The sequence below is a fragment of the Limnohabitans sp. Hippo4 genome (genome assembly GCF_003063605.1).
In the GTDB taxonomy this organism is placed as follows: Bacteria; Pseudomonadota; Gammaproteobacteria; order Burkholderiales; family Burkholderiaceae_C; genus Limnohabitans_A.
This window is the reverse complement of the sequence record NZ_NESE01000001.1, coordinates 219,380-241,964: the sequence shown is the minus strand read 5'-3', so window position 1 is coordinate 241,964 and position 22,585 is coordinate 219,380. Positions and strand designations below refer to the sequence as shown.

The following is a 22,585-nucleotide window of genomic DNA, read 5'->3' as shown; positions in this document are numbered from 1 at the left end:
CAAATTCAAGATGCAATGTGCGGCCTGACATGTACGAGGAAAATCAAAGCGAAATTCCAGAGTCGTTCATGAAGCTCTACGTCAAGCCGCATCAGCACAAGCCCAGTTTGCCGCGCGCTGAATTGACACGGCGCTATGAGCTTTGTGAAGACCTGGCCAATATGCTGGTTGACACAGTCAGTACGCAGCAATTTCAATTGGGCATTACAGAAGACGACGCGCTAGAAAAATGTTGGCGAGGATTGCAGACGCAACCAGACTTGGTGAATGGTGCCGAGTCCTTTTGGGTGGTCTGCCGATTGGCCGAGTTGTTGGGCTGGCCATTGCCCGAGTCAACCTGGGCTTAAGGCGTCATCACCCATTCGCGGCCGCTGTGCGCTGATGCAATGGCCGCTTCGCAAATTCTCAAGTTCTCGTAACCCCATTGGCCGTCGTGCCATCCGGGACCTGTGCCTCGCCAAACTTCTTCAATTTCTTCCAAGACCAAGTCGCGTGGACTTTGGTGATGCGGTAATTTGAGTTCGCGTTCGCCGTCTGCAGTTGCGATCAAAATTCCCGCTGGCGTTTGGCGCATATCTCCCAATGCGCAACTGACCACGGTCAAGCCAAAATGGGGTTGCAATGGCGCCGAACCTGGAATGGCTGTTTTGGCGCGTTCTTGTTTGGATGCCAATTCTTGTTCAGCCGTGGATTGCTGCAAAGGCCGCCTTTTCCAGGGGCGCTGCTCTGCGGTTTGTAAAAATCCCCACTCAGAAACGTTTTGCGTCCAATCCATGCTGGAGAGTCCTGCGTAGCCGTTGTAGATGGCCGTGGCTGCCGCACCGTTTTCAAAATCTAAATAGATGGCGTGTGCGCCAGGCGTGTTTCGGTTTGGGTCTGTGTTGAAGACTTTGGCTTTGACGGTTTGAACTTTGGGGCCGCACAGCGCACGCAAGATGTCTATTTGATGGGCACCTTGCCGAAAGGTGACACCCCCACCCAACGCGGGGTCGAGTTCTTCGGGTCTGCGGGGTCGATAGACCCAATCGGTAAAACACCAGGTGTTGACCATTTGAACTGCTCCCATTTCACCACTCTGAATGATGCGTCGCATGGCCTGAATGGGGGCATCAAAGCTGTGTGAATGACCCACTGTGATTGATTTGCCAAACTGTTGGGCGGCAGACACCATGCGCAAGGCCTCTGCTGAATTGCTGCACATGGGCTTTTCAACCAACACATGCCAGCCATTGGCAAGGGCTTGAATGCATTGCTCGGCATGACTCGGTGTGGGTGTGGCAATGTACACACCATCTAGATGCTCAATCTGCTTTAAGTCTTCAAGTTGACTGAAAACGGGCACGCCCATGGCCTTCGCACTGCTTTGAACTTGTGCATTGTTTTCAACAATGGCAACCAAGCTAAATTGTGGGTTGTTTTGCAGAGCGGGAACAAAGGCCTGCGCAGCAGCCCCAAATCCAACGATGGCAATTTGCAAGGGGCGCTGAGCTTCAGGATGGGCCATGGCGGGCTTTATTTGGAGCGCTTGACCACCGTGTCTTCAAACATCTTGAACCACTTGGCTTGCTGGTCTAGGGCCATGGCGGGATCAATGAAGTTCAGAGGCACTTTAGGAAATGGCAGCTCAAACTTTTTACTGGTCGGCACAAACTTCAAGTCATGCAACTGCTTTTGACCCTCGGTCAACATGTAGTCATAAAAGAGCAAAGCTGTATAAGGGTTGGGTGCTTTTTTCAGCATGGCAATGGTGCTGGGCTGTGCCATCAAGGGTTGCAGCGCCAAGCCTTCAACCGGTGCCCCTTTGACTTTAAGTTGCTCAGGGTTCCAGCTGTAGACAGTCAGGGCCAAGGGGACTTCGCCAGAGGACACCATCATGGTGAGCAAGGAATGGCCTTTTCGATTGGAGATGCCGTTGGTGTTGGCGATGTTGGCAAACAGCTTTTGGCCTTCTTCTTCGCCCATTTTGCCCATCAAGGCGCCAAACCATGCGTGGTTGTTGCCTTCAATGCCCAGTTGGCCTTTCCATTTGGGATCGAGCAAATCTTTGTAGGATTTGGGTAAATCTTCTTTTTTGATTTTTTCGGTGTTGTAGGCCGCTGTCCAAATGTCCACGGTGATGCCAACCCATTGCTTGTGCGCAGGAACGGCCTGTGGCAACAAATCGTTGTGATAGGGCGACTTCACTTCTTGCAGCAACTTTTCGCGAAAGGCAGCTTCGTTTTCTGGTGCATTGTTTTGAACGATGTCGACATCGAATTTGTTGCCTCGGTTTTCACTGGTCACACGTTGCAGCACAGCCTCTGATCCTGCTCGCCAAGACTTTACCTTGATGTTGTACTTCTTGCCAAACTCATTCATGATGTTGGTCAAAGCAGGGTAGACGTGATAGACCGACAGTCCAGATTCTTTCTTCGCACCTTCAATCAATTTGGCTTGCCTGTCAGGTCCTTGGTAGACAGCCAATTCGGCAATCGACATTGGCTTGGATGCATCAACAACTTGCGCTGAGGCCTGTCCCATCAGCGCCAACATCAAAGTGGCCATCACCGAAAATTTTACATAGCGCATGTTGTCTCCTTGTTGTAGGTTCAGCGGCCTAATTGGCGAAGTGCTCGTCTTCTCAAGTATTCAAAATTGATGACATATTGCTCTGGCCTTGTAATGTCATGGTGCAATTTGCTCACTTGCTCTGGGGTGAACTTTTCACCGATGCCACCTGCGGCCATGGTGGCCAATTGAATTTGGCAGGCGTTGTCTAGCATGATGGACAAAATGGTGGCTTCCTCAACATTGGCCCCCACAATGGCGGCCCCATGGTTGCGCAACAAGACCGCCTTGTGCTGACCCAAGGCGCTGGCGACAGCGGCACCGAGGTCTTGGCTGCGAACCAAATCAATGGCTCGGCTGAAATAAGGCAGGCCGTCTGCAAAAGCCACCGCAGGTTGGCTGATGGGCTCCAGCGCCTGACCTGTAGCAGACAAAGCCACAGCATAGGTGGGATGGGTGTGAATGACGCTATTGACGTCCGGACGCGCTTTGTAAATTTCCGAATGGATGAACACTTCGCTGTGTCTTCTACCGCCACCATCAATTTTCACGCCATCCATGTTGCACACCACGATGTTCTCCAGTGTGATTTCATCGAAACCATAACTGTGAGGCTTCATGATGAAGAGGGAGGGGTCTTCGGGTGAACGAATGGACACATGGCCACGCGTCAAATCACCTTGACCTGCATTTTCCAAAATGTGACCAGCGTCAATCAGGCGCTGCTTGAGTTCGTTCAAGTTCATGGTGTTGTCGCTTTGTGAAGGTGGGGTTCGAACAGTTGAGACAGGTCGTTGGCAATGGGTGAGTATTTGGCGTGTGTGCGCATCATGAAGCTGGTAAAGCCGTCACTGTTGTGGTGCTTTTTCTTTTCATTCGGCAAATCGATGCATTGATTGCGGCTGCTGTCACGAACCAAACCCATGGGGTCAATGCCGGCTTGCACTTTCTCCATTTCACGTTTGAGCATGCGACGGTACATCACAACGCCTTTGTCAGTTGCACCCAGGTTTTCTAGCGTTCGATCGGCGATGGGGCCTTGGCTAATCCAAGCCATCATGTCTTGACCATCGACGTTGTCAACGATGTATTCACCTTGTGCATCCATGAAGGGAACTTCGTAGGTGTGCACTTTTTCCAAAAGGTGCTTTGGCACTTCCACACCCTTCGGTGGTACATAAGCATTGAACCAAAGGTGCATGGTGTGGGTGTCATCCACTGGGACGCGCATTTGGAATGAGTAATAGCGCGATTTTTCATCGCCATTGCCAACGGCCAGCATGTTGGGAAACACAATGGGATGGCCTACTTTCCAGTCGTCACCGTCTTCAGAGTGGCCTTCTAACAAGCGGTGCTTGGTCATGCCATATTCAAATTCTTTGAAGTCGATTTTGAGGTGGCGTGCGCTGATCGCCACCTTCACGCCTTCTTGCTCTTTCAAGAATTCATAGTGATGACCATGCAACCACTCGGTGTGAACTGGGTCTAGCGAGTTCTCCATAATTTGCAACCAATTGATCGGCAAAATGGTGCGACCCATGATGCGAATGGTGCCTTCTGCCACAAAGCCATCCCAGCGGGGCAGCAAAGGTTGTGGCTGGGGACCCATGTAGGCCCAAAGCATGCCGCCCATTTCTTCAACGGGGTAAGCGTCGGTGCTGACTTTGTCTCTGAATCCGCATTTGTCTTGCTCGTTAGGCTGGTTGATGCATTTGCCTTGCGCGTTGTATTCCCAGCCATGGTAGGGGCAACGAATGCCGTCTTGGGTGGGAATGCCGTGGGCAAATGAAGCGCGTCGGTGCGGGCATTGCTCGGCAATCAAGCCCAAGCGGCCCTGCCGGTCCTTGAACAAGACCAGATCTTCGCCCAGCAGCCTGATTCGTCGGGTCCACTTGTTCTCAAGATCAACCAATGCGCCAATGGGCTGCCAGTATCGGCGCATCAAATTGCCCATGGGCGTGCCTTTGCCAACTTCGGTCAGTAGCTTGTTTTGCTTCGCGCTTTCCATGTCTCACCTCTACCTGTTATTTTTGGGTGGTCTTCTTTTGAGCCACTGATTTTGCGCTGGTTTGAGCCAAAGTTTTAGATGGCGCCTTCGCTGCTGTTTTCGTTGGCGTTTTAGCTTTAGCCTGAACCTTCGTCTTTGATTTCTCGGGCAAAGCTTTGCGAACTTCATTGGCCATGACGTGCTTGATTTCAGTGTTCATGGGCACGTCATTGCGACGCATTTTGGCAATTTCTTCGCCTGTGATGAAGTAGTCGCCTTTGACCGCACGCTGTGCCATTTGTTCGTTGCGTTCGCTCCAGTCGCCTAAAGAATAACCAAACCAAGGGGATTCTGGTTTCAATTTGGGCAGGCCCAATTCTTCCCAAATGGCTTTGGCGTTCTCCATGAATTCTTTCTTGGGCAATGCAATGGGTGGGAAGTCATCTTTGAGTGTGGCATCGATCAACAAAGAAGAGTCCATGCCGCCATTGCGCGGACTGCGAGGTCCGTGGCCTGGATCTCGGTTTTGCAGCACCTGCAAGTCGAGTGCGAAATTGGCACGGTAGCTCATGGCCCACAGCAGTGCATCTGCATTGTCTGGGTCAATGTCCTCGTTGACGGCGATGACCATTTTGCCGCCAGAGCGCAGCAAGGATGCCGCGCCATACAGGGCACGCCATACTTCTGTTTGTGGCATTTTTCGGTCGACCACAATGGAGATCACTTTGCGCAAATTGGTCAGTGGCTCATGCATGACCACTTTTTTGACGCCTTTGATGCCCATTGCTTTGCTCAAGTGATTGAGGAAAACAGGCTCGAGGGCCACGCGCTTGATCAAACTTGATTCGGAAGGTGTCACTTGCGAAATGATGGACGTCAAAATCGCGTTTTTGCGGCGTGTGATGGCCGTGACTTCCATGTAGGCGTTGAACTCTTGCAAGTTCACGTGGCCATGTGACTCACCAAAGGGCGCCTCGGGTTCAAGCCACTCTGTGTTGATGTAGCCTTCAATCACAATTTCTGCTTCTGACGGGACCAACAAGTCAACGGTTTTGCATTTGACAACATTGATTGGCGCGCCAGCCAAACCGCCTGCAACATGCAACTCGTCTGTGTCTTCCGACAGTTTTTGCGCAGAGGTGAAGGCCACGCAGGGAGGGCAACCCAAAATGATGGCCGCTGGTAATTTCTGACCTTTGGCTTTGGCTTTTTCCCAATGGGTGTAAATGCCAGGTTGATTTTCCAAAGAGGGGTTCATGCCTAAGCGCGTAGGCGACTTCACTTGACCCCGGTAGATGCCCATGTTCTGGATGCCAGTTTCGGGATCTTTGGTGATGTACTGCGAGAGGGTGGTGTAGGGCGCATTGTCCCAACCCGGTGTGGAAATGGGGATGGGCAAACTGTCGACGCCTTTGCCTGGCTTTAAGAGTTCTTTGCCCTGAACCACAATTTCCTGGCAAGGGGCTTCTTTCATGACATGGGGTTTGATGGGGTTGGCAATGGCGTGGCTCCAAGTCTTACCAATGTCTTCAATCTTGCAGCCCATGCCCACGCTGTAAATCTTGCGAGTAGCGGCCAAGGCGCCCACCACCACGGGAATGTCGTATTTCTTGCCTTTGCCGTTGACCACGTTGGTGAACAAAAAAGCTTTGCGATCAGGTTCGGCAATGCCACCGCGAAACTGCCAGCGAACCAAGGGGTGCAATTCGGTGTCTTTGTTGATCGGGCGATCGATGGTGACCAACAAACCCTGTTTATCGAGATCGGCCAAATGCTCGTGCAAATCACGGTAGCCACGTTGGGGTGTTATCGTGCTCGACGTCTTTGCCGCTTTGGCTGTTTTAGACGCAGTTTGGGTACTTTTTTTCATAGGTCAATTGGCGTGTTTATTTGGAACTGGAATTTTTGATCACGATCTCATCAAAAGACTTGGTCCACTTGGCAAAGCTGTCCATGGTGACCACGGGGTCAATCACTTCAATTTTCATGTTGGTATAAGGGTTGGCAACTTTGGTGCTGGCGGGGTAGTAATGCAGCGAGGCCAATAATTTTTGCGTCTCTGGCGACAGCATGTAGTCATAAAAAAGAAGCGCAGCGGCAGGATGCTGTGCTTTTTGGGCAATGGCCATGTTGAAGCCTTGCGCGACAACAGGGTCGAGTGCAAACCAATCGACCGGTTTGCCAGCACGCTTATCTTTCTCGGGCAAGTCGATGTAAACCGTTAAGGCCAATGGCACTTCACCCGCTATGACCAGGTTGTGCAGCAGCGATGCGCCTAAGCGTGCTGACATGCCGTTTTTGGTGACCAATTCTCGAAAATATTTGGTGCCTTTCTCTTCACCCATCACGGTGACCACTTTGCTGAACCACTCTTCGGCTTTGGACTCCACGCCCAACTTGCCTTTCCATTTGGGATCCAACAAGTCGTTGAAGGACTTTGGCAAATCTTCTTTTTTGATCAACTGGGTGTTGTAAGAGTGAACGGTGACGTTCATGAAGACGGTCGACCACTGTTTGTGCGAAACGGTGGCACTGGGGATCAGGTCCTTGACCAGTGGTGATGTGACGGGTTGGAGCAATTTCTCGCGATAGACGGCCTCCATCTCACTGGCGGGCATCATGATCACATCGACCTCGGGTTTTTTGCCTGCGGCTTCTCGGACCACGCGCTGTGTCACATTGTTACTGCCAGAGCGCCAAGCTTTCACTTTGATGCCATATTTGGCCTCAAAGGGTCCCAAGATCAGAGGCAAATCTTGAGGTCTGAATGCCGTGTAAAGCGTCAGGGTGCCTTCTTTGCTGGCGGCTTCCAAAATCTTTTCTGCACGATCGGGTTTGTCGTATTGCATCAAGCTGTTTGCAATGACAACGCTTGCTGCTGGACTGGCCGATTGGGACATGGCCGAGAATGACACGGCAGCGAATGCCGACAATGCAAGGGCCTTGAGAAAAAGGCTGCCGCTTTGCCAAGACTTGGCATTGCGATGCTTCAAGGTGAGATGCTCGTTGAAATACTGTTGCATGGTGTAACTCCTTCAAACGATCAGTGAAACAAGTCAATGCATCCAGCGAGAGCCGGCCAGCATGAGCGCGGCGCCAAACAAGGCGGCAGGAAAAAGCCACCAAGCCGGTACCTTTGGGTTTTCTGCAGACGTCCCTTGTTGGAGGGAGGTCGTGGTGACAGGCTGTTTCGAAGGATTGGCAACCGTTGGCGCTGCTGAAGCACTTGCAGGTGCTTCAGTTGCAGAGGTCTTGTTGTCTTGGGGTGACAACTCGTTTTGAAATGCCTTGAAAAAGTCATCGGCCATTTTTTTGGCAACACTGTCAATCAGGCGTGAGCCCACTTGTGCCAACTTACCGCCAATTTGTGCTTTTGCTTCATACGACAATTCAGTCCCTTCAGGGACTTCCTTGAGCGTGACGGTAGATGTGCCTTTGCCAAATCCAACTGCACCACCTTGGCCTTCAAATTGCATGACACAAGATTCTGGCGGCGAGGCTTCGGCTATTTTCAAAGAACCTTGAAAGCGCGCCTTCAATGGGCCAATGGCCGTTTTGATGACCACACGAAACTCGTCTGGTGTGACGCGCTCGACGGACTCACAGCCCGGCAAGCTGGCCTTCAAAATGACGGGATCGTTCAATGCATCCCACACCCTTTGGCGTGGCGCTGCAATCAGTTGTTGGCCCAGTATTTCCATGGCGTGCTTTCTGTGTCAAAAAAATCAGTGGGCTTTTTTCTTCATGGCCGCGGAAGTGTTGACCATGGAATGCAAGCTGCGCGCATAGTCAATGGCACCTTGTTCGTCCATGCGGGGTGCCACACGCAAATACTCCTTCAAGCCCAAAATGGCAGGGCGAGGACGGCTGAGCAATAAGTCGCAGAATCGATTCAATTCTGCATCCAATTGCGCTTCGGGCACCACATTGCTGATGATGCCGTAAGACTGAGCTTGCGCCGCGCTGATGAAGTCAGCTGAATAGGCCATGTACAAAATGGCGTTGCGATTCATGCGGTCGTAGATGGCGGACATCACCATGGTGGGCATCACGTTGTGCGCAATTTCGGGGATGTTGAAGGTGGCCTTGTCGCTGGCAAATGAAACATCGCACAAAGCTGCAATGGCGGTTCCAAAGCCCATGCACTTGCCTTCAATGACGCCAATCACTGGCACCAAACAACTGCGCAATGCTTTGTAGCTGTTGAAAATCGAATCGTATTCGGGGCGACGTGAGTAAGCTTCTGGTGAAGGTGGGAAGTCTGCGTCACGAACTCGTCCGGTACAAAAGTCAGGACCTACGCTGCGAAGGACCACGCAATCAGATGTTTCATGTGCCTTCATGACGGCATCTGACAAGGCGGCTGCCATGCTGTCGGACACACCGTTGCCTTCTGGGCGGTTAAAAGTGATGCGCAAAATGCGGCCATCTTGTTGAATTTGGATCTGATCGCTCATGCTTGACTCCATGCTGGGTTTTGAAAAAAGTGACGCATCATTGCTGCGTTGAATAAAACGGACTGATCGATGTTGGGAAGATGGCCTGCATCCGGTATGACTTCGAGCTTGGCACCCGTAATTCGCTGTTGCATGTCTTGCATGGCCTGTGGCAATGGACCGTCCTTGGCGCCCACGATCAAGGTGGTGGGCACCTTGATGTGCGACACTTGATCCAAATAGTCGAGACCTTGAATGGCACGGGCGCAGCTGACAAAGCCTGAGGCTGTGGTACTTGCAATGGTTTGACGGAAGGCTTTTCCAACCACTTCATTGGCTTCAAGGAAGGGCACACCAAACCATCGTTCTGTGGTGGCGACGGCCAATGACTGGCAACCTTCTGTGATGGCGCTCGTGATTCGATCATTCCAAACATCGCCCATCGGGGAGGGCATGTCGGCTCTGCAATCACAGAGCACCATGCTCAGCAAGCGATCGGCATGTTGGATGCCCAGACCCACACCGCTCATGCCGCCCAGCGACAAGCCCATGTAGTGGGCCTTGGAGATATTCATGGCATCCATCACGGCCAGCGTATCGGCCACCAAGTCGTCCATCGTGCACATCACTGACTGGCATTCGGATTGGCCATGGCCGCGCGTGTCGATGGCGATCACACGCCAACCAGACGAAGATAGCAGATAGGCTTGCTCTAACCACATCATGCTGGACGACAGGATGGAATGCGTCAGGATGACCGCTGGACCTGTTTCAGAACCTTGCGTGTGAACTGCAATTTTTCCTGCAGGTCCCGAAACAAATTGTGTTTTACTTTGATGTGTCATTTCAATCAACTGTCCTTTTAAGCTTGTGCAGATCGCGCAACATTCAGCGCGGTCCAAATGGCTTGCGGTGTCATGGGCAAGTGGTCGATCTTGGCGCCTTGTGTCGACAGGGCGTCGTTCACGGCGCTCGCAATGGCGGCTGGACTTCCCAAATAGCCGGCTTCACCAGAGCCTTTTTGGCCAAACTCGGTGAGCGGTGAGGGGGTGCAGTGGTCCACGATGGTGATGGCGGGCACCTCTGCAGAGGATGGCAACAGGTAGTCCATGAAGGTCCCCGACAACAACTGGCCTTCGGGGGAAAATGCAAACTTTTCCATCAGCGCCGCACCCAAGCCATGGGCAATGCCGCCATAGGTCATGCCATGCACCACGTCGGGACTGATCATCACGCCGCAATCGTGACCGCACACATATTTGCGAATGCTAACTTTGCAAGTTTCTGGATCGATGCTGGCCAACACCACATGCGATTCAAATGAATGGCAAGGGTACATTTGTACGCGACCATCTTCAGTCGGCAGCATGCCGCCAGTGGGAACTTCCCATACAAACTTTTCTTGCAGTCCTGGCTCCATGCCTTCGGGGAGCTTGTGAAAGTGACGGTGTGCAATTTCGACCAAGGTATCCCATGACATTTTTTGAGATGGGTTGTTCGTGACGTGCACATGCCCGTCTTCATAGACCAAGTCTTCAACCGCAACACCCAAGTTGTGTGCCGCAATTGTCAATAGTTTTTGTTTGATTTTTTTGGCAGCGCCAGCGGCCGCACCACCCAACATGATGGCCATGCGACTGCCTACTGGACTGTTGGAGGGCAGGGCGTTGAGCGAGTCAGCATGCAACACGCGAATGCCATCGGGCTCTTTTTGCAAGACTTCGCCCACCACAGTTGACACCATGGTTTCGTGGGCTTGACCCGAAGTAGATGTGCCCATCAACGCCGTGATGGCACCCGACAAATCGACACGCACCAAACACGAGTCCATCCAAGTGGTGGTTTGGTTTTTAGGATTGAACAAAGGCTCGAAAGAGGAGTTGCCGCCAGAAGGCTCCAAGCATGTGGAAATGCCAATGCCTGCCAATTGGCCTTGTGAGCGCAAGTGATCACGCTCTTTCAGCAAGTCTTCGAAAGCCGCTGTGTTCAAAGCTTTGGTCATGACCGTGTCGTAGTCACCCGAGTCGTAGTGGGTGCCACTAGGAATGAGGTAAGGAAACTCATCCTTGCCAATCAAATTAACACGGCGCAAAGCAATGCGGTCCATGTTGAGGAAACGCGCTACTTTGTCGATGCCCGTTTCTAGGGCGTAATTGGTCGGTGCTTGTCCAAACCCACGCACCGCCTCTTGTGGCGTTTTGTGGGTCATCACAGCCATGGCGTCATATTCCACGCTCAGGATTCGATAAGGGCCCACAATGGCGCCAACGGGTTTGCCCAATTGAAGGGGGGACCTGCCAGAATAAGCGCCAATGTCATCGACTGCGCGCATCTTCATGGATTTGATTTCGCCGTTCTTTTGAAAACCCAGCGTGACATCGAACACGCGATCAGGGCCCTGCATATCGCCACCGCGCATGTTTTCTAATCGGTCTTCAACCAGTCTGACTGGGCGGCCTAATTTTTTGGCCAAATAGCCGACCAAAATGGAATGCTTCAAGCCGCGTTTCACGCCATAACTGCCACCGACATCCACATCGAAGTGCACGCGAACAGCATTGCCAGGTAAGCGCAGTGCCTTGGCCACTTGGTCAGGAAACTTCGGCATTTGAATGGACGCCCATACATCCAGAATGCCTGTTGAATCATTCCATTGACATGCAACAGCAAAGGTTTCAATGGGCACGGTGGCATTGCGCGCCCAACTTACTTGGTAGCTCAGTTGATGGTCGCATTTGGCGAAATCTTCTTCAACCGGACCCCAGACAAATTTTCTGTGAAAAATGACGTTGGTTCCATGTGCAGGGTGCACCAAAGTTGCGTTGGGTTTCAAGGCTTCTTGCGGATCCACAACACATGGCAATTGTTCGTAATCGACATTGACCAACTCGGCGGCATCTTCTGCCAAAGCCCTGCTGTCAGCCACAACAGCCGCAACCCATTCTCCCGCATAACGCGTCACGTCGAATGCCAAGGGGTAACGTGTCACTTGAGGGGCATCAACGCCAGGCAGCATGGCGTCAATGTGGCGACATAACTCTTCCCCTGTTAATACGGCATGAACGCCAGGCATGGCCAAGGCTTCAGATGCATCGATGTTTTTGATTTTGGCGCTTGCATAGGGGGACGCCACCAAAGCAATGTGCAACATGCCGGGCAATTGAATGTCGGCGGCATACCGGCCTTTGCCCACGACAAAGCGTTTGTGCTCTACCGCTCTGCGGTGTTTGCCAATGAATCGAAAAGGTGCTTTGTTCATGGTCATTTCTTCTCAACTTGCGTGGCGTACATCACGGCATCCACGATCTGTTGGTAACCAGTGCAGCGGCAGATGTTGCTGCTGATGGCATCGCGCACTTGATCTTCAGTTGGGTGCGGATTGTGCGCAACCAACGCGTGGCAAGCCATCAGCATGCCAGGGGTGCAGTAGCCGCATTGCAGGGCATGTTTTTCGCAAAAGGCATCTTGAATTTTGGTCATGACGCCACGCTCTGGTGCCAAGCCTTCAACGGTTGTGACACGCATGTCATCGGCTTGAACTGCAAACATGCAGCAAGAGCGAACGGGTTCGTCATTGAGCATTACGGTGCATGCGCCACAAACGCCATGCTCACAACCCACATGCGTACCAGTGAGGCCCAGTTCATCGCGCAGGAAATCGACCAAGCTGGTTCGAGGTTCAACGTGTCGTTGTTGCATCACGCCGTTCACTTGAATTTGAATCGGCTTCTTATCGATGCGTGTGTTGTTACTTGTAGGGGTGCTCATGGTCATCGATCTTTAAGCGGCTTGCGCATTCAGTGATTCCTGGTAGGCGCTCAGCAGGGCGCGTGTCAACAGGGCTTGCGCCAAATGTTTTCTGTATTCAGCCGATGCGTGCATGTCGCTACCGGGCTGGCTTTGCTGTGCAGCTGCATGTGCAATGTGCTGCGCAAGTTCTGGGGTCATGTTTTGACCCATCAGCGAGGCGGCCAATTCTGGGTAAACCAAAGGCGTGCCATCGATGCCACCCAGGCCAAAACTGATTTTCGTGATGGCACCATCTGCTGAGGTTTGAATTTGGCAAGCTGCTGAGGCCATTGCAAAATCACCTTTTCGGATGGCCGTTTCTTCAAAGGCGGTTCCGATGCGACCTCCTTGCCATACGGGCCAAGTGATGTCGGTCAAAGCTTCTGTTTCTCCTACTGCGGTGAACATGGGGCCTAAAAAGAAATCAGCTGCCTGTAATGTTCGCACGCCGTCCGTTTGCGATTCGAGTTGCAAACGCACATCCAATACCAAAGCGGCCAATGCCAGTTCTGCGGAAGGATCGGCATGGACCAAACTGCCACCCACGGTGCCGCGGTTGCGAGTTTGCTCATGACCCACCCATTGAATGCCTTTTGCGATCAATGGCAAGTGGGAGTTCAGTTGGGGGTGAAACTCCAAATCACGTTGCCTCACGCTTGCGCCCAGTTTCACTTCGTGCGCTTGCAATTGGATGTCTTTCAGGCTGTTTAAGCGGTTGATGTCAATTAGGCAGGTGGGCCTGGCCAGTCGCATGGCCATCATGGGCACCAAGCTTTGGCCGCCCGCTATCAACTTGGCGTCTCCGCCGAACTGGTTCAATGTCTCTAAGGCGTGAGACAGTGAGTCAGCTCTCACGTAGTCAAAGGGTGCGGCTTTCATGCGCATGCACTCCTTTTCGACAACTTGCTTTTTCTCACGCAGGACTCCTTTGAATGTCTTGACAGTTTCAGCCCATTAAAAGGGCGATGCAAATCAGTTTATTTCACCGACTTCGAGGAAAACTCACATCCAAGCAAGAAATCTAAAGCTTATGTAAGATAGCGGTATGAGAAAACTTCCTCCTTTGAATGCGGTGCGGGCTTTTGAGGCGGCCGCACGCCATGTCAGCTTCACGAAAGCCGCCAAAGAACTTTTTGTCACACACGGTGCGGTCAGTAAACAAGTGGCCACACTGGAAACCTGGTTGGGCACCACGTTGTTCAATCGTGCGCAGTCTCAGCTCAGCCTGACCGATGCAGGGCGCACCTTTTTGGCGGCGGTCACGCCTGCATTGGACCGAATTGCCGTCACGTCCATGCAATTGCTGGAGCAAACCGAGCCAACTGCTTTGCGCATCAGTGCACCGCCCACTTTCACCATGCGTTGGCTCATTCCCCGTATTTCTGCGTTCCAAAGGCGCAGGGGTGGGGTGGAAGTGAAGCTCACCACATCAACTGCACCCGTTAATTTTGAGGACCGTGTTTACGACGTTGCCATTCGGGGCTCTCATCAGCCTTTGCCTGGCATGCTGTCGGTGCCCTTCATGACGGAAACCATTGTGCCGATTTGTCACCCAGACCTCATGGAACAAGACAGGTTGTCTGACCCGCAATACTTGAAGGATCACACCCTGATCAGCTACGACACCGAACCGATGGCTTGGTCCGAGTGGCTGCCAATGGCGGGTCAGGCCGATTTGCGCGTCTCTCACACCTTGCAGTTTGAGCAGATGTACTTTGCATTGCAGGCCGCCGCAGAAGGTTTGGGCGTGGTGTTGGTGCCTCTCTTTTTGGTGGCAGACGACATCATTGCAGGTCGACTGTGCGCGCCCTTTGGTTTGTTGGGCGCGCGACAGCGTCGCTATTACGCCAATGCGCCCCTCAGCTCACAAGAGAGTCCCGTCATTGAAGGTTTCTGTGAATGGTTGCTGAAAGAAGGCCAAGACACCGAACAGTCAATTGATCAATTGGCCGAGACCATGGGATGGACCATTTCTGGCCATTCTGCTGTGTGAGTATTTCTCGGGTTTGGTCTGATGCATTTCAAAAACATTGCGTGCATCATTCAAGCTTCATATTGAATTTGCAGTCATGAGTCAAACACAAACCGGTTACCCCGACCTCCACGATCATTTGGAAAGCCTGAAACAACGAGGCTTGTTGCAAGTCATTGATCGTCCCATCGACAAAGACTCAGAATTACACCCCCTGGTTCGTTGGCAATTTGTGGGTGGCATGGACGAAGCAGAACGCAAAGCTTTTCTCTTTACCAACATCGTCAATGCGCAGGGTCGCCGTTACGACATTCCCGTGGTGGTCGGTGCCTTGGCTGCCAACCGCGAAATTTACAGTGTGGGCATGGGGTCTTCAGTCGAAGACATTCAAGCGCATTGGGACAAGGCCATCGCCAATCCCATTCCACCGCAAATGGTGGACAAAGCCGAGTGTCAGGAAGTGATCCATGAAGGCGATGATCTGCAAGGTGAGGGACATGGCCTTGACATGTTGCCCATTCCTATCTCAACCCCTGGTTTCGACAGTGCGCCCACTTTGACGGCGACCAATGTGATCACGGTCGATCCCGAAACAGGTGTTCAAAACATGGGCACCTACCGTTGCGCCTTGAAGGCGCCCGACCGCATGGTGGTTCGCATGGCCACTCGTGTTGGGGGTGCAGGGGGTTATTTGCATTACCAAGCTTGGAAAAAAGCGGGTCACAAAACCATGCCTTGTGCAGTGGTCTTGGGATGTCCGCCTTATGTGGCTTTTATGGGGCCGCAAAAATTGCCAATTGGCATGGATGAATTTGATGTGGCTGGCGGCTTGGCTGGCGTCCCCATTCAAATCACCAAGGGCCGCACCGTTGATTTGCGTGTTCCCGCTCAAGCTGAAATTGTGATCGAAGGCCAGATCGACTTGGACATGCTCGAGCCTGAGGCACCCTTTGGTGAATCACATGGCCACGTTGCGTTGGAAGAGTACAACCTTCCCATGAAAATCACGGCCATCACACATCGATTCAAGCCAGTCATTCCTTCTTACATCAGCCAAGTGGCGCCAAGCGAATCCAGCGTGATCAAGCGCGTGGCCTACGAGCCTTTGTTCTTGGCACATTTGCGAAGTTCTTTGGGCATTCGCGGCGTGAAGAAGGTGTCTTTGCATGAACCCCTCACGGGTTTGCTGCGCGTCACCATCGTGACCTTTGAGAAGACCACCCCCAAAACAGAAATTTGGCGCGCCTTGTATGGCGCTGCTTTTTTCAAAGGCGACTGCGGCAAGATTGTGATTGCGGTCAATGAAGACATCGATCCAGACAACGCGGATGCTTTGCTTTGGGCCATGGCTTACCGAATGAACCCCGTTGCTGACGTTCGTACTTTGGACCACCGTGGACAAGGTCATGGCCCTAAGCGCGAAAACGATGGCGAAGAAGATTCGACTTTGCTGATGGACGCCACCATGAAAGGCGACATGCCGCCTTTGGCTTTGCCGACTCAGCCCTACATGGAGCGATCCAAAGCCATTTGGGAAGAATTGGGCTTGCCCAAATTACGCCCGCAAGCGCCATGGTTTGGTTACTCTTTGGGCGATTGGTTGCCCCAGTGGGACGAAGCCGCAGAACGGGCAGCCACAGGCCGTTATTTAGAGAATGGCAAGATCAGCTTGAAACATCAGCGCAACGATGTCAAAGCTGAGTCCAAATTCAGACCTGACGAAGTTTGAATGTCACAGAACCCTGAAACACCATGACACAGACCACAAACTCCTCAACAAAAAGACGATTGATCGTCGGCATCAGTGGTGCTTCTGGCATTGTTTATGGTGTTCGCTTGCTGCAGGTTCTGCAGCATTCTGACGTTGAGACGCACCTGGTGATGAGTGACTCGGCTCGCATGACCTTGGCCACCGAGTTGGACATGAGTGTGAAAGAGGTTGAAGCCTTGGCCACAGAAGTCCACAGCGCCAAAAACATTGGTGCCACCATCTCGTCGGGTTCCTTCAAAACCATGGGCATGGTGGTCGCACCTTGCTCCATCAAGTCTTTGTCAGAAATTGCGTATGGCATGACGGGTGGTTTGTTGTCTCGTGCCGCGGATGTGGTTCTCAAGGAGCGTCGTCGCTTGGTCTTGTTGGTTCGCGAAACACCGCTTCATACAGGTCACATTCGCACCATGCTTCAAGCCTCTGAAAACGGGGCTATCTTGATGCCGCCTGTGCCAGCGCTGTACGCACGCCCCAACTCCATTGACGACATGGTCAATCACACCGTGGGCCGTTGCTTGGATTTGTTTGACATCGAAACCGCGCTGGTCAGCCGCTGGGCTGGCATGGGCCAAAACAAATAAAGAGTCACCATGCAAACCTTGTTCGTGTATTACAAATTGCCAGTCACAGAACACGACAAGTGGCGACCCCAAGTTGAAGCTTTCCAAAATGAACTGAGGCAAAAGTGGTCTGGCCTCAGTACATCGTTGATGCAAAGACCAGAAGCCACGCCAGAGGGCATTGAAACTTGGATGGAAATTTACAGCCACGAAAAAGGCGTCACGCAAGAAATCATGGACAGCATTGCAGCTTTGGCCATTGCGCATGGCTTACCGCCAAAAAGAATGGCTGAGTTTTTTATCCCATTGCGATAAAAATCTGTTAGAAAAGCAGCATGCAACAAGACATTTTGATCAATTGGTCCCCGCAGGAAACACGCGTTGCCGTGGTCGAATTAGGCGCTGTTCAAGAACTGCATGTCGAGCGGTCCCTCGAGCGTGGCTTGGTGGGCAATATTTACCTAGGCAAAGTGGCAAGGGTCTTGCCGGGCATGCAGTCGGCTTTCATCGACATTGGCCTTGAGCGTGCGGCCTTCCTTCATGTGGCCGATGTCTGGCAAAGGCAACCCGAGGGCGAGCCCCCTCAAGTTGCCAGAAGTTCGCAGCCTTTGGTGCCCATTGAAAAACAAGTGTTTGAGGGGCAGGCCTTGATGGTTCAAGTGGTCAAGGATCCCATTGGCACAAAAGGCGCACGGCTCTCCACCCAAATCAGTATTGCCGGGCGACATTTGGTTTTCTTGCCGCAAGATGATCACATTGGGGTCTCACAAAAAATCCCTACTGAACAACGGGATGCGCTTCGTCAGCGTTTGCAAAACTTGGTCGGCAATCAAGGCGGTGGCTTTATCCTCAGAACCAATGCTGAGGACTCCAGTGACGCAGAGCTTGCCGATGACATTGCTTATCTGCGAAAAACGTGGGCCCGCATCAAAGATGCTTCGACGCGGCTTCCTGTTCAGTCTTTGTTGCATCAAGATTTAACTTTGCTGCAACGGGTGTTGCGTGATTTGGTGTCTGAGTCAACGCAAACCATTCGCATTGATTCCAAAGAGCAGTTTGATGGCTTGCTGACATTTGCCAAAGAATTCATGCCTGCTGCTGCTGCGCGCCTTCAACTGTACAAGGGTGAGCGCCCCATCTTTGACTTGTACGCCATTGACGAAGAAGTCGCCAAAGCTTTGGGTCGAAGGGTGGATTTGAAATCGGGTGGTTATTTGATCATTGACCAAACCGAGGCATTGACCACGGTGGACGTCAACACGGGTGCTTATGTGGGCGCGCGCAATTTTGACGACACCATTTTCAAAACCAATTTAGAGGCGGCGCACGCCATTGCGCGCCAATTGCGCCTTCGAAATTTGGGCGGCATCATCATTGTTGACTTCATCGACATGGCCCGCGAAGAACATCAGAGCGCAGTGTTAGATGAGTTCAAAAAGCAATTGGCCAGAGACCGCGTTAAAACAATGGCGGGTGGCTTTTCACAGTTGGGTTTGCTGGAAATGACGCGCAAACGCACACGAGAATCTTTATCGCACATGCTGTGCGAGCCTTGCCCCAGTTGTGAAGGCAAGGGCAGTGTTAAAACAACGCGAACCGTTGTCTATGACATCCTGCGTGAAATTTTGCGTGAAGCCAGACAGTTCAATCCACGCGAGTTCAGGGTGGTGGCTTCGCCATCGGTGGTGGAAATGTTGCTGGACGAAGAAAGCCAACATTTGGCTGCGCTTTCTGACTTCATTGCAAAACCGATTTCATTGCAAAGTGAGTCGGTCATGGGACAAGAGCAATACGATATTGTCTTGCTCTAATGTGTCTCATTTGGCGATGACCCCATGTCGCCTTTGTGTTGCAGTCTTGAATAAGCACCGCCTGAATTAATCAAGTCGGCATGTCGCCCTTGTTCAACAATTTCACCTTGGGCCATGACCACCACGCGATCGGCATGCTCAATGGTCGACAAGCGGTGCGCAATGATCAAGGTCGTACGACCCTTCATCAGGTTGTGCAAGGCTTCTTGCACCAGTCGTTCTGATTCATTGTCGAGTGCAGAGGTGGCCTCATCCAAAATCAAAATGGGGGCGTCTTTGTAAAGCGCCCGTGCAATGGCCAAACGTTGTCTTTGACCGCCCGAAAGCTGCGTGGCATTGTGGCCTAGCACCGTGTCGATTCCGGATGGAAGTCGCTCAATGTGTTCGGACAGATTGGCCGCTTTCAAGCATGCCATGACCCGTTGCTTGTCGATCTCTTGGCCCAGTGCAATGTTGGCACCCACCGTGTCATTGAGCATCACCACATCTTGGCTCACCATGGCAAATTGGGATCGCAATGCCGTCAATGGCCAGCTTGCGATGTCGACGCCACTGAGCTTGATTTGCCCTTGGGATGGCAGCACAAACTTGGGCAGCAAATTCACCAAGGTGGTTTTGCCAGATCCCGATGGGCCGACAAATGCAATGGTTTCACCGGCATTTATTTTCAAGTTGAAATTGAGAAGCGCAGCAGGTGCGTCACCGGGATACTGTACGGTGACGTTTTCAAATTCAATGGGCTGCGACGCGGCATTGAAAGCCTTTTGCGTTGAAGCCTGCCCCGCGTTGGTCTCGTCGGCGGATTCGCTTTCAACTGCCACTTCTTCTAGAAGTTGCAAGCCTCGTTCAAGGGCAGCCAAACCTCTTGTGATGGGTGTGGCAATGTCGGCAAGTCGTTTGATGGGAGACACCAGCATCAGCATGGCCGTGATGAAGGCCACAAAACCGCCAACTGTGGCGCCTTGAAGGCCACTGCGACTTTGAATCAGTGCAATCACCAGCACGGAAGACAGGGCCACAGCAGCCATCAATTGCGTCAAGGGCGACATGGCGGCTGACGCAATGGTGGATTTCAGTGCCAAGCTTCTGAGGCGTTGGCTGAGAATTTGAAACCTGGATGTTTGTGAATTTTGAGCGCCATGAAGTCGAATGATGCGGTGCGCCAAGACGTTTTCTTCCACCACGTAGGCCAACTCATCGGTAGCGGCCTGACTGTCACGCGTGAGTCCGTAGAGTCGCTTGGACAGCTTCTTCATGATCCAGGCTGAGCCGGGGACCACCACAAACACAACCAAGGTCAGCTTCCAATTAAGGAACATCAAATAAGCAATCAAGGCCAGCAAGGTAAAGCCGTCGCGCGACAAACCCAGCAGTGCAGAAATCAATTGCGTAGCGCCGTTTTGCACCTCGTAGACCAGGGTGTTGGAGAGCGTGCTGGCAGATTGTTTGCCGAAAATAGACATTTCGGCTTGAATCAGTCGCTGAAACAAGGCTTCACGCAATGCTTGCATGCCATCGTTGGCGATTCGGGCCAAGGCATATTGCGACACAAAAAAAGCCAGCCCGCGAATGAGAAAGATGCCAATCACGGCAATGGGCACCCACCAGAGTGGCAGCGATTTTTCTGAAAATCCCTCGTCCAGTAGGGGTTTGAAAAGGGCGGGGATAAGGGGCTCAGTGCAGGCTGCCACGACGGTGGCAGTGATGGCCAAGAACCAAACGGCTCGTTGTTGGCCAAAAAAGGGCCATAGGCGAAGCATCCTTTTGAGGAATGAAATTTCCTTGGATGCGGTCTCTGTGGCAGCTTGTGTCATTATTTTGATTTTACTGCGTGTCACAATGCTAAATTAGCGGTGTTTTGGCAGACTTTACGTATGAAGAAGACCTCACTTTTGACCCATTTTTCTCATTCCAAGCGGCAGTTGGGCATTTTGAGCCTGGCCTTGTTGTGTTTTTCAACGGCGGCATTGGCGCAGTTCAAAGTTGAAGTGTCAGGCGTTGGGATGACACAAGTACCCATTGCCATTGCCACATTCAAAGGTGAAGATGCGGCACCGCAGAAAACCTCTGCCATCGTTTTGGCCGATTTGGAGAGAAGCGGCCAATTCAGAGCCATCCCCATGACTGGGGTCGCAATGGACGAATTAAGCCGTCCCGATTTTCCTCAGATGCGGCAAAAAAATGCGGATGCCTTGGTGTCCGGAAGCGCCACGCGATTGGCCGATGGACGTTATGAGGTTCGCGCCAAATTATGGGATGTGGTGGCGGGTCAAGACCGTGGGGATTACCGTGAAACGGTTGCTGCGGCTGATCTGAGACTGTCATCCCACCGCCTGGCCGATTGGGTCTATGAAAAACTGACCGGAGAGAAGGGTGTTTTCGCAACTCGAATTGCCTACATCACCAAAACCACGGGAAAGTACAGCCTTTGGATTGCCGACTCAGACGGTGAAAACGCACAGTCGGCTTTAACAAGCTCAGAGCCCATCATTTCGCCATCCTGGTCTCCTAAGGGCACGCAACTGGCTTATGTTTCTTTTGAGTCGCGCAAGCCGGTTATTTATGTTCACGAATTGGCCACGGGCAAGCGCAAGGTCATGGCCAATTTCAAGGGCTCCAACAGTGCGCCTGCTTGGTCGCCAGACAGTCGCACTCTGTTGGCCACACTGAGCCGAGATGGTGGTTCACAGTTGTACCAAATTGATGTGAGTTCAGGCGAGGCCAAACGGCTGACCCAAAATGCAGGCATCGACACCGAACCCACTTACACCCAGGATGGCTCCAAAATCTATTTTGTGTCCGACCGTGGTGGCAGCCCCCAGATTTACAGAATGTCAGCCACAGGCGGCTCGGTCGAAAGAGTGACATTTGGTGGAAGTTACAATATCTCACCCGCACTTAGCCCAGATGGGCGGTGGTTGACTTACATCAGCCGCGTTGGGGGGCAGTTCAAAGTTCAAGTGATGAACTTGAGCACCGGCCAGTCCAGCGCCATCACTGACACCACAGCAGATGAGCGCCCTAGCTTTGCACCCAACAGCAAGTTGATTGTTTTTGCCACCGTGTTTCAAGGACGTGAGGCGCTCATGACCAGCACACTGGACGGCAAGATCAAAGCCAAGTTGTCCGGACAAAGTGGTGACATTCGTGAGCCTGCCTGGGGTCCTTACCGATAATTTTCTTTTTGGAGTTTTTTCATGATCAAACGCAGTCTTTGGATTTTGGCGCTCACCGCCGTGTTGTCAGCTTGTTCTTCAGGCGTCAAATTAAGCGATGTACCCGTTGAAGACAAAAACGCCTCTAGTGCTGACGGTGCACAAAGCAGCGTCGCTGCTGTCGTGAGCGGCAAGGCTGGCACACAAGGAGTTGCACCCGCTGGCGTCAATGTGGTTTATTTTGATTACGACAGTTTTGCATTGAAGCCTGAAGCGCGTGCCGTCTTGGAGCGCAATGCTGCGCATTTGCAAGCCAACAAGCAATTCAAAGTGCAACTGGAAGGTCATACCGATGAGCGCGGTGGCCGTGAATACAACTTGGCATTGGGTCAAAAGCGTGCCGAAACAGTTCGCCGCGCTTTAACCTTGTTGGGTGTCAGTGACGCACAACTTGAAGCTGTGAGTTTTGGCAAAGAAAAACCAGCAGCCAGCGGCTCTGACGAGGCAGCGTTTGCCAAGAACCGCCGCGTTGAAATCAAATACTGATCTTGAGCTGA

Annotated in this window: 21 protein-coding genes; 8 read left to right on the top strand and 13 right to left on the bottom strand. The window is 52.3% G+C overall.

The features are described from left to right. Nucleotides 1-29: 29 nt before the first annotated feature. Entirely contained in the window at nt 30-347 is a 318-nt protein-coding gene (locus B9Z46_RS01045) for a hypothetical protein (RefSeq protein WP_055360687.1), read from the top strand. Here the strand turns inward: B9Z46_RS01045 and B9Z46_RS01040 are convergent. Genes B9Z46_RS01040 through B9Z46_RS00985 form a run of 12 tightly spaced genes read right to left on the bottom strand, consistent with a single transcriptional unit; the run spans nt 344 to nt 13,638 of the window. After that, nucleotides 344-1,504 carry a Gfo/Idh/MocA family protein gene (locus B9Z46_RS01040; protein WP_055360688.1) on the bottom strand — a complete coding sequence of 387 codons (1,161 nt, stop codon included), beginning with the start codon at nt 1,502-1,504 and terminating at the stop codon, nt 344-346. The two genes, B9Z46_RS01045 and B9Z46_RS01040, sit on opposite strands and share 4 nt — an antisense overlap. Before the next feature lie 8 nt (nt 1,505-1,512). Beyond that, a complete protein-coding gene (locus B9Z46_RS01035; RefSeq protein WP_233245867.1) occupies nt 1,513-2,568 on the bottom strand; it encodes an ABC transporter substrate-binding protein in 1,056 nt (351 codons plus the stop codon). A gap of 20 nt (nt 2,569-2,588) precedes the next feature. After that, nucleotides 2,589-3,293 carry a class II aldolase/adducin family protein gene (locus tag B9Z46_RS01030; RefSeq protein WP_055360690.1) on the bottom strand — a complete coding sequence of 235 codons (705 nt, stop codon included), beginning with the start codon at nt 3,291-3,293 and terminating at the stop codon, nt 2,589-2,591. After that, nucleotides 3,290-4,555: an aromatic ring-hydroxylating dioxygenase subunit alpha gene (locus tag B9Z46_RS01025; RefSeq protein ID WP_055360691.1), complete on the bottom strand. Its 1,266-nt coding sequence runs from the start codon at nt 4,553-4,555 to the stop codon at nt 3,290-3,292. Before B9Z46_RS01025 ends, B9Z46_RS01030 begins: the two co-directional genes overlap by 4 nt. 16 nt (nt 4,556-4,571) lie before the next feature. Next, complete coding sequence (locus B9Z46_RS01020) at nt 4,572-6,404, bottom strand: UbiD family decarboxylase (protein ID WP_108254232.1); 1,833 nt, start codon at nt 6,402-6,404, stop codon at nt 4,572-4,574. A gap of 16 nt (nt 6,405-6,420) precedes the next feature. Then, nucleotides 6,421-7,557 carry an ABC transporter substrate-binding protein gene (locus B9Z46_RS01015; protein WP_108254231.1) on the bottom strand — a complete coding sequence of 379 codons (1,137 nt, stop codon included), beginning with the start codon at nt 7,555-7,557 and terminating at the stop codon, nt 6,421-6,423. A 33-nt stretch (nt 7,558-7,590) separates the two neighbouring features. After that, nucleotides 7,591-8,235, bottom strand: coding sequence for a carbon monoxide dehydrogenase subunit G (locus B9Z46_RS01010; RefSeq protein WP_082466767.1), 645 nt, complete (start codon nt 8,233-8,235; stop codon nt 7,591-7,593). Between the two features lie 24 nt (nt 8,236-8,259). Further along, complete coding sequence (locus B9Z46_RS01005; RefSeq protein WP_158268378.1) at nt 8,260-8,991, bottom strand: enoyl-CoA hydratase/isomerase family protein; 732 nt, start codon at nt 8,989-8,991, stop codon at nt 8,260-8,262. Beyond that, entirely contained in the window at nt 8,988-9,815 is an 828-nt protein-coding gene (locus B9Z46_RS01000; RefSeq protein ID WP_108254229.1) for an alpha/beta fold hydrolase, read from the bottom strand. The genes B9Z46_RS01005 and B9Z46_RS01000 overlap by 4 nt, the downstream gene beginning before the upstream one ends. A gap of 17 nt (nt 9,816-9,832) precedes the next feature. Continuing rightward, nucleotides 9,833-12,229: a xanthine dehydrogenase family protein molybdopterin-binding subunit gene (locus B9Z46_RS00995; protein ID WP_199220516.1), complete on the bottom strand. Its 2,397-nt coding sequence runs from the start codon at nt 12,227-12,229 to the stop codon at nt 9,833-9,835. A gap of 2 nt (nt 12,230-12,231) precedes the next feature. Continuing rightward, nucleotides 12,232-12,738 (bottom strand): (2Fe-2S)-binding protein, encoded by a 507-nt coding sequence (locus tag B9Z46_RS00990; RefSeq protein ID WP_304597960.1) that lies wholly within the window; start codon nt 12,736-12,738, stop codon nt 12,232-12,234. A 12-nt stretch (nt 12,739-12,750) separates the two neighbouring features. Beyond that, the gene (locus B9Z46_RS00985) at nt 12,751-13,638 is read right to left on the bottom strand and encodes a xanthine dehydrogenase family protein subunit M (protein WP_158268377.1); all 888 of its coding nucleotides are present in this window, start codon (nt 13,636-13,638) and stop codon (nt 12,751-12,753) included. 166 nt (nt 13,639-13,804) lie between these two features. Here B9Z46_RS00985 and gcvA point away from each other — a divergent pair, with 166 nt between their 5' ends. The 5 genes from gcvA (at nt 13,805) to rng (ending at nt 18,873) form a co-directional block, all read left to right on the top strand. Then, on the top strand, nt 13,805-14,752 hold the full coding sequence (gcvA, locus tag B9Z46_RS00980; RefSeq protein ID WP_108254226.1) for a transcriptional regulator GcvA: 948 nt from the start codon (nt 13,805-13,807) through the stop codon (nt 14,750-14,752). Between the two features lie 76 nt (nt 14,753-14,828). Continuing rightward, nucleotides 14,829-16,460, top strand: coding sequence for a UbiD family decarboxylase (locus B9Z46_RS00975; RefSeq protein WP_108254225.1), 1,632 nt, complete (start codon nt 14,829-14,831; stop codon nt 16,458-16,460). Between the two features lie 23 nt (nt 16,461-16,483). Further along, nucleotides 16,484-17,083, top strand: a complete 600-nt coding sequence (locus tag B9Z46_RS00970) for a UbiX family flavin prenyltransferase (RefSeq protein ID WP_055360700.1) — start codon at nt 16,484-16,486, stop codon at nt 17,081-17,083. A 9-nt stretch (nt 17,084-17,092) separates the two neighbouring features. Then, the gene (locus B9Z46_RS00965) at nt 17,093-17,377 is read left to right on the top strand and encodes a DUF4936 family protein (protein ID WP_055360701.1); all 285 of its coding nucleotides are present in this window, start codon (nt 17,093-17,095) and stop codon (nt 17,375-17,377) included. Nucleotides 17,378-17,397: 20 nt separating this feature from the next. Next, the gene (rng, locus tag B9Z46_RS00960; RefSeq protein WP_055360702.1) at nt 17,398-18,873 is read left to right on the top strand and encodes a ribonuclease G; all 1,476 of its coding nucleotides are present in this window, start codon (nt 17,398-17,400) and stop codon (nt 18,871-18,873) included. On the opposite strand, the gene msbA is transcribed toward rng, so the two are convergent. Continuing rightward, nucleotides 18,870-20,687, bottom strand: a complete 1,818-nt coding sequence (gene msbA / locus B9Z46_RS00955) for a lipid A export permease/ATP-binding protein MsbA (RefSeq protein ID WP_108254224.1) — start codon at nt 20,685-20,687, stop codon at nt 18,870-18,872. The genes rng and msbA overlap by 4 nt on opposite strands. 78 nt (nt 20,688-20,765) lie before the next feature. Between msbA and tolB the strand changes: the two genes are divergently transcribed. Together tolB and pal are read left to right on the top strand one after the other, a co-directional pair. Next, nucleotides 20,766-22,049 carry a Tol-Pal system beta propeller repeat protein TolB gene (gene tolB, locus B9Z46_RS00950; protein ID WP_369907399.1) on the top strand — a complete coding sequence of 428 codons (1,284 nt, stop codon included), beginning with the start codon at nt 20,766-20,768 and terminating at the stop codon, nt 22,047-22,049. A gap of 21 nt (nt 22,050-22,070) precedes the next feature. Next, complete coding sequence (gene pal / locus B9Z46_RS00945; RefSeq protein ID WP_055360705.1) at nt 22,071-22,574, top strand: peptidoglycan-associated lipoprotein Pal; 504 nt, start codon at nt 22,071-22,073, stop codon at nt 22,572-22,574. The last annotated feature ends 11 nt before the right edge of the window (nt 22,575-22,585 follow it).

Excerpts from the sequence above, each read along its gene's own strand:
- B9Z46_RS01045 (WP_055360687.1), top strand. The coding sequence starts at position 30 with ATGTACGAGGAAAATCAAAGCGAAATTCCAGAGTCGTTCATGAAGCTC.
- B9Z46_RS01040 (WP_055360688.1), bottom strand. The coding sequence starts at position 1,504 with ATGGCCCATCCTGAAGCTCAGCGCCCCTTGCAAATTGCCATCGTTGGA.
- B9Z46_RS01035 (WP_233245867.1), bottom strand. The coding sequence starts at position 2,568 with ATGCGCTATGTAAAATTTTCGGTGATGGCCACTTTGATGTTGGCGCTG.
- B9Z46_RS01030 (WP_055360690.1), bottom strand. The coding sequence starts at position 3,293 with ATGAACTTGAACGAACTCAAGCAGCGCCTGATTGACGCTGGTCACATT.
- B9Z46_RS01025 (WP_055360691.1), bottom strand. The coding sequence starts at position 4,555 with ATGGAAAGCGCGAAGCAAAACAAGCTACTGACCGAAGTTGGCAAAGGC.
- B9Z46_RS01020 (WP_108254232.1), bottom strand. The coding sequence starts at position 6,404 with ATGAAAAAAAGTACCCAAACTGCGTCTAAAACAGCCAAAGCGGCAAAG.
- B9Z46_RS01015 (WP_108254231.1), bottom strand. The coding sequence starts at position 7,557 with ATGCAACAGTATTTCAACGAGCATCTCACCTTGAAGCATCGCAATGCC.
- B9Z46_RS01010 (WP_082466767.1), bottom strand. The coding sequence starts at position 8,235 with ATGGAAATACTGGGCCAACAACTGATTGCAGCGCCACGCCAAAGGGTG.
- B9Z46_RS01005 (WP_158268378.1), bottom strand. The coding sequence starts at position 8,991 with ATGAGCGATCAGATCCAAATTCAACAAGATGGCCGCATTTTGCGCATC.
- B9Z46_RS01000 (WP_108254229.1), bottom strand. The coding sequence starts at position 9,815 with ATGACACATCAAAGTAAAACACAATTTGTTTCGGGACCTGCAGGAAAA.
- B9Z46_RS00995 (WP_199220516.1), bottom strand. The coding sequence starts at position 12,229 with ATGAACAAAGCACCTTTTCGATTCATTGGCAAACACCGCAGAGCGGTA.
- B9Z46_RS00990 (WP_304597960.1), bottom strand. The coding sequence starts at position 12,738 with ATGAGCACCCCTACAAGTAACAACACACGCATCGATAAGAAGCCGATT.
- B9Z46_RS00985 (WP_158268377.1), bottom strand. The coding sequence starts at position 13,638 with ATGAAAGCCGCACCCTTTGACTACGTGAGAGCTGACTCACTGTCTCAC.
- gcvA (WP_108254226.1), top strand. The coding sequence starts at position 13,805 with ATGAGAAAACTTCCTCCTTTGAATGCGGTGCGGGCTTTTGAGGCGGCC.
- B9Z46_RS00975 (WP_108254225.1), top strand. The coding sequence starts at position 14,829 with ATGAGTCAAACACAAACCGGTTACCCCGACCTCCACGATCATTTGGAA.
- B9Z46_RS00970 (WP_055360700.1), top strand. The coding sequence starts at position 16,484 with ATGACACAGACCACAAACTCCTCAACAAAAAGACGATTGATCGTCGGC.
- B9Z46_RS00965 (WP_055360701.1), top strand. The coding sequence starts at position 17,093 with ATGCAAACCTTGTTCGTGTATTACAAATTGCCAGTCACAGAACACGAC.
- rng (WP_055360702.1), top strand. The coding sequence starts at position 17,398 with ATGCAACAAGACATTTTGATCAATTGGTCCCCGCAGGAAACACGCGTT.
- msbA (WP_108254224.1), bottom strand. The coding sequence starts at position 20,687 with ATGACACAAGCTGCCACAGAGACCGCATCCAAGGAAATTTCATTCCTC.
- pal (WP_055360705.1), top strand. The coding sequence starts at position 22,071 with ATGATCAAACGCAGTCTTTGGATTTTGGCGCTCACCGCCGTGTTGTCA.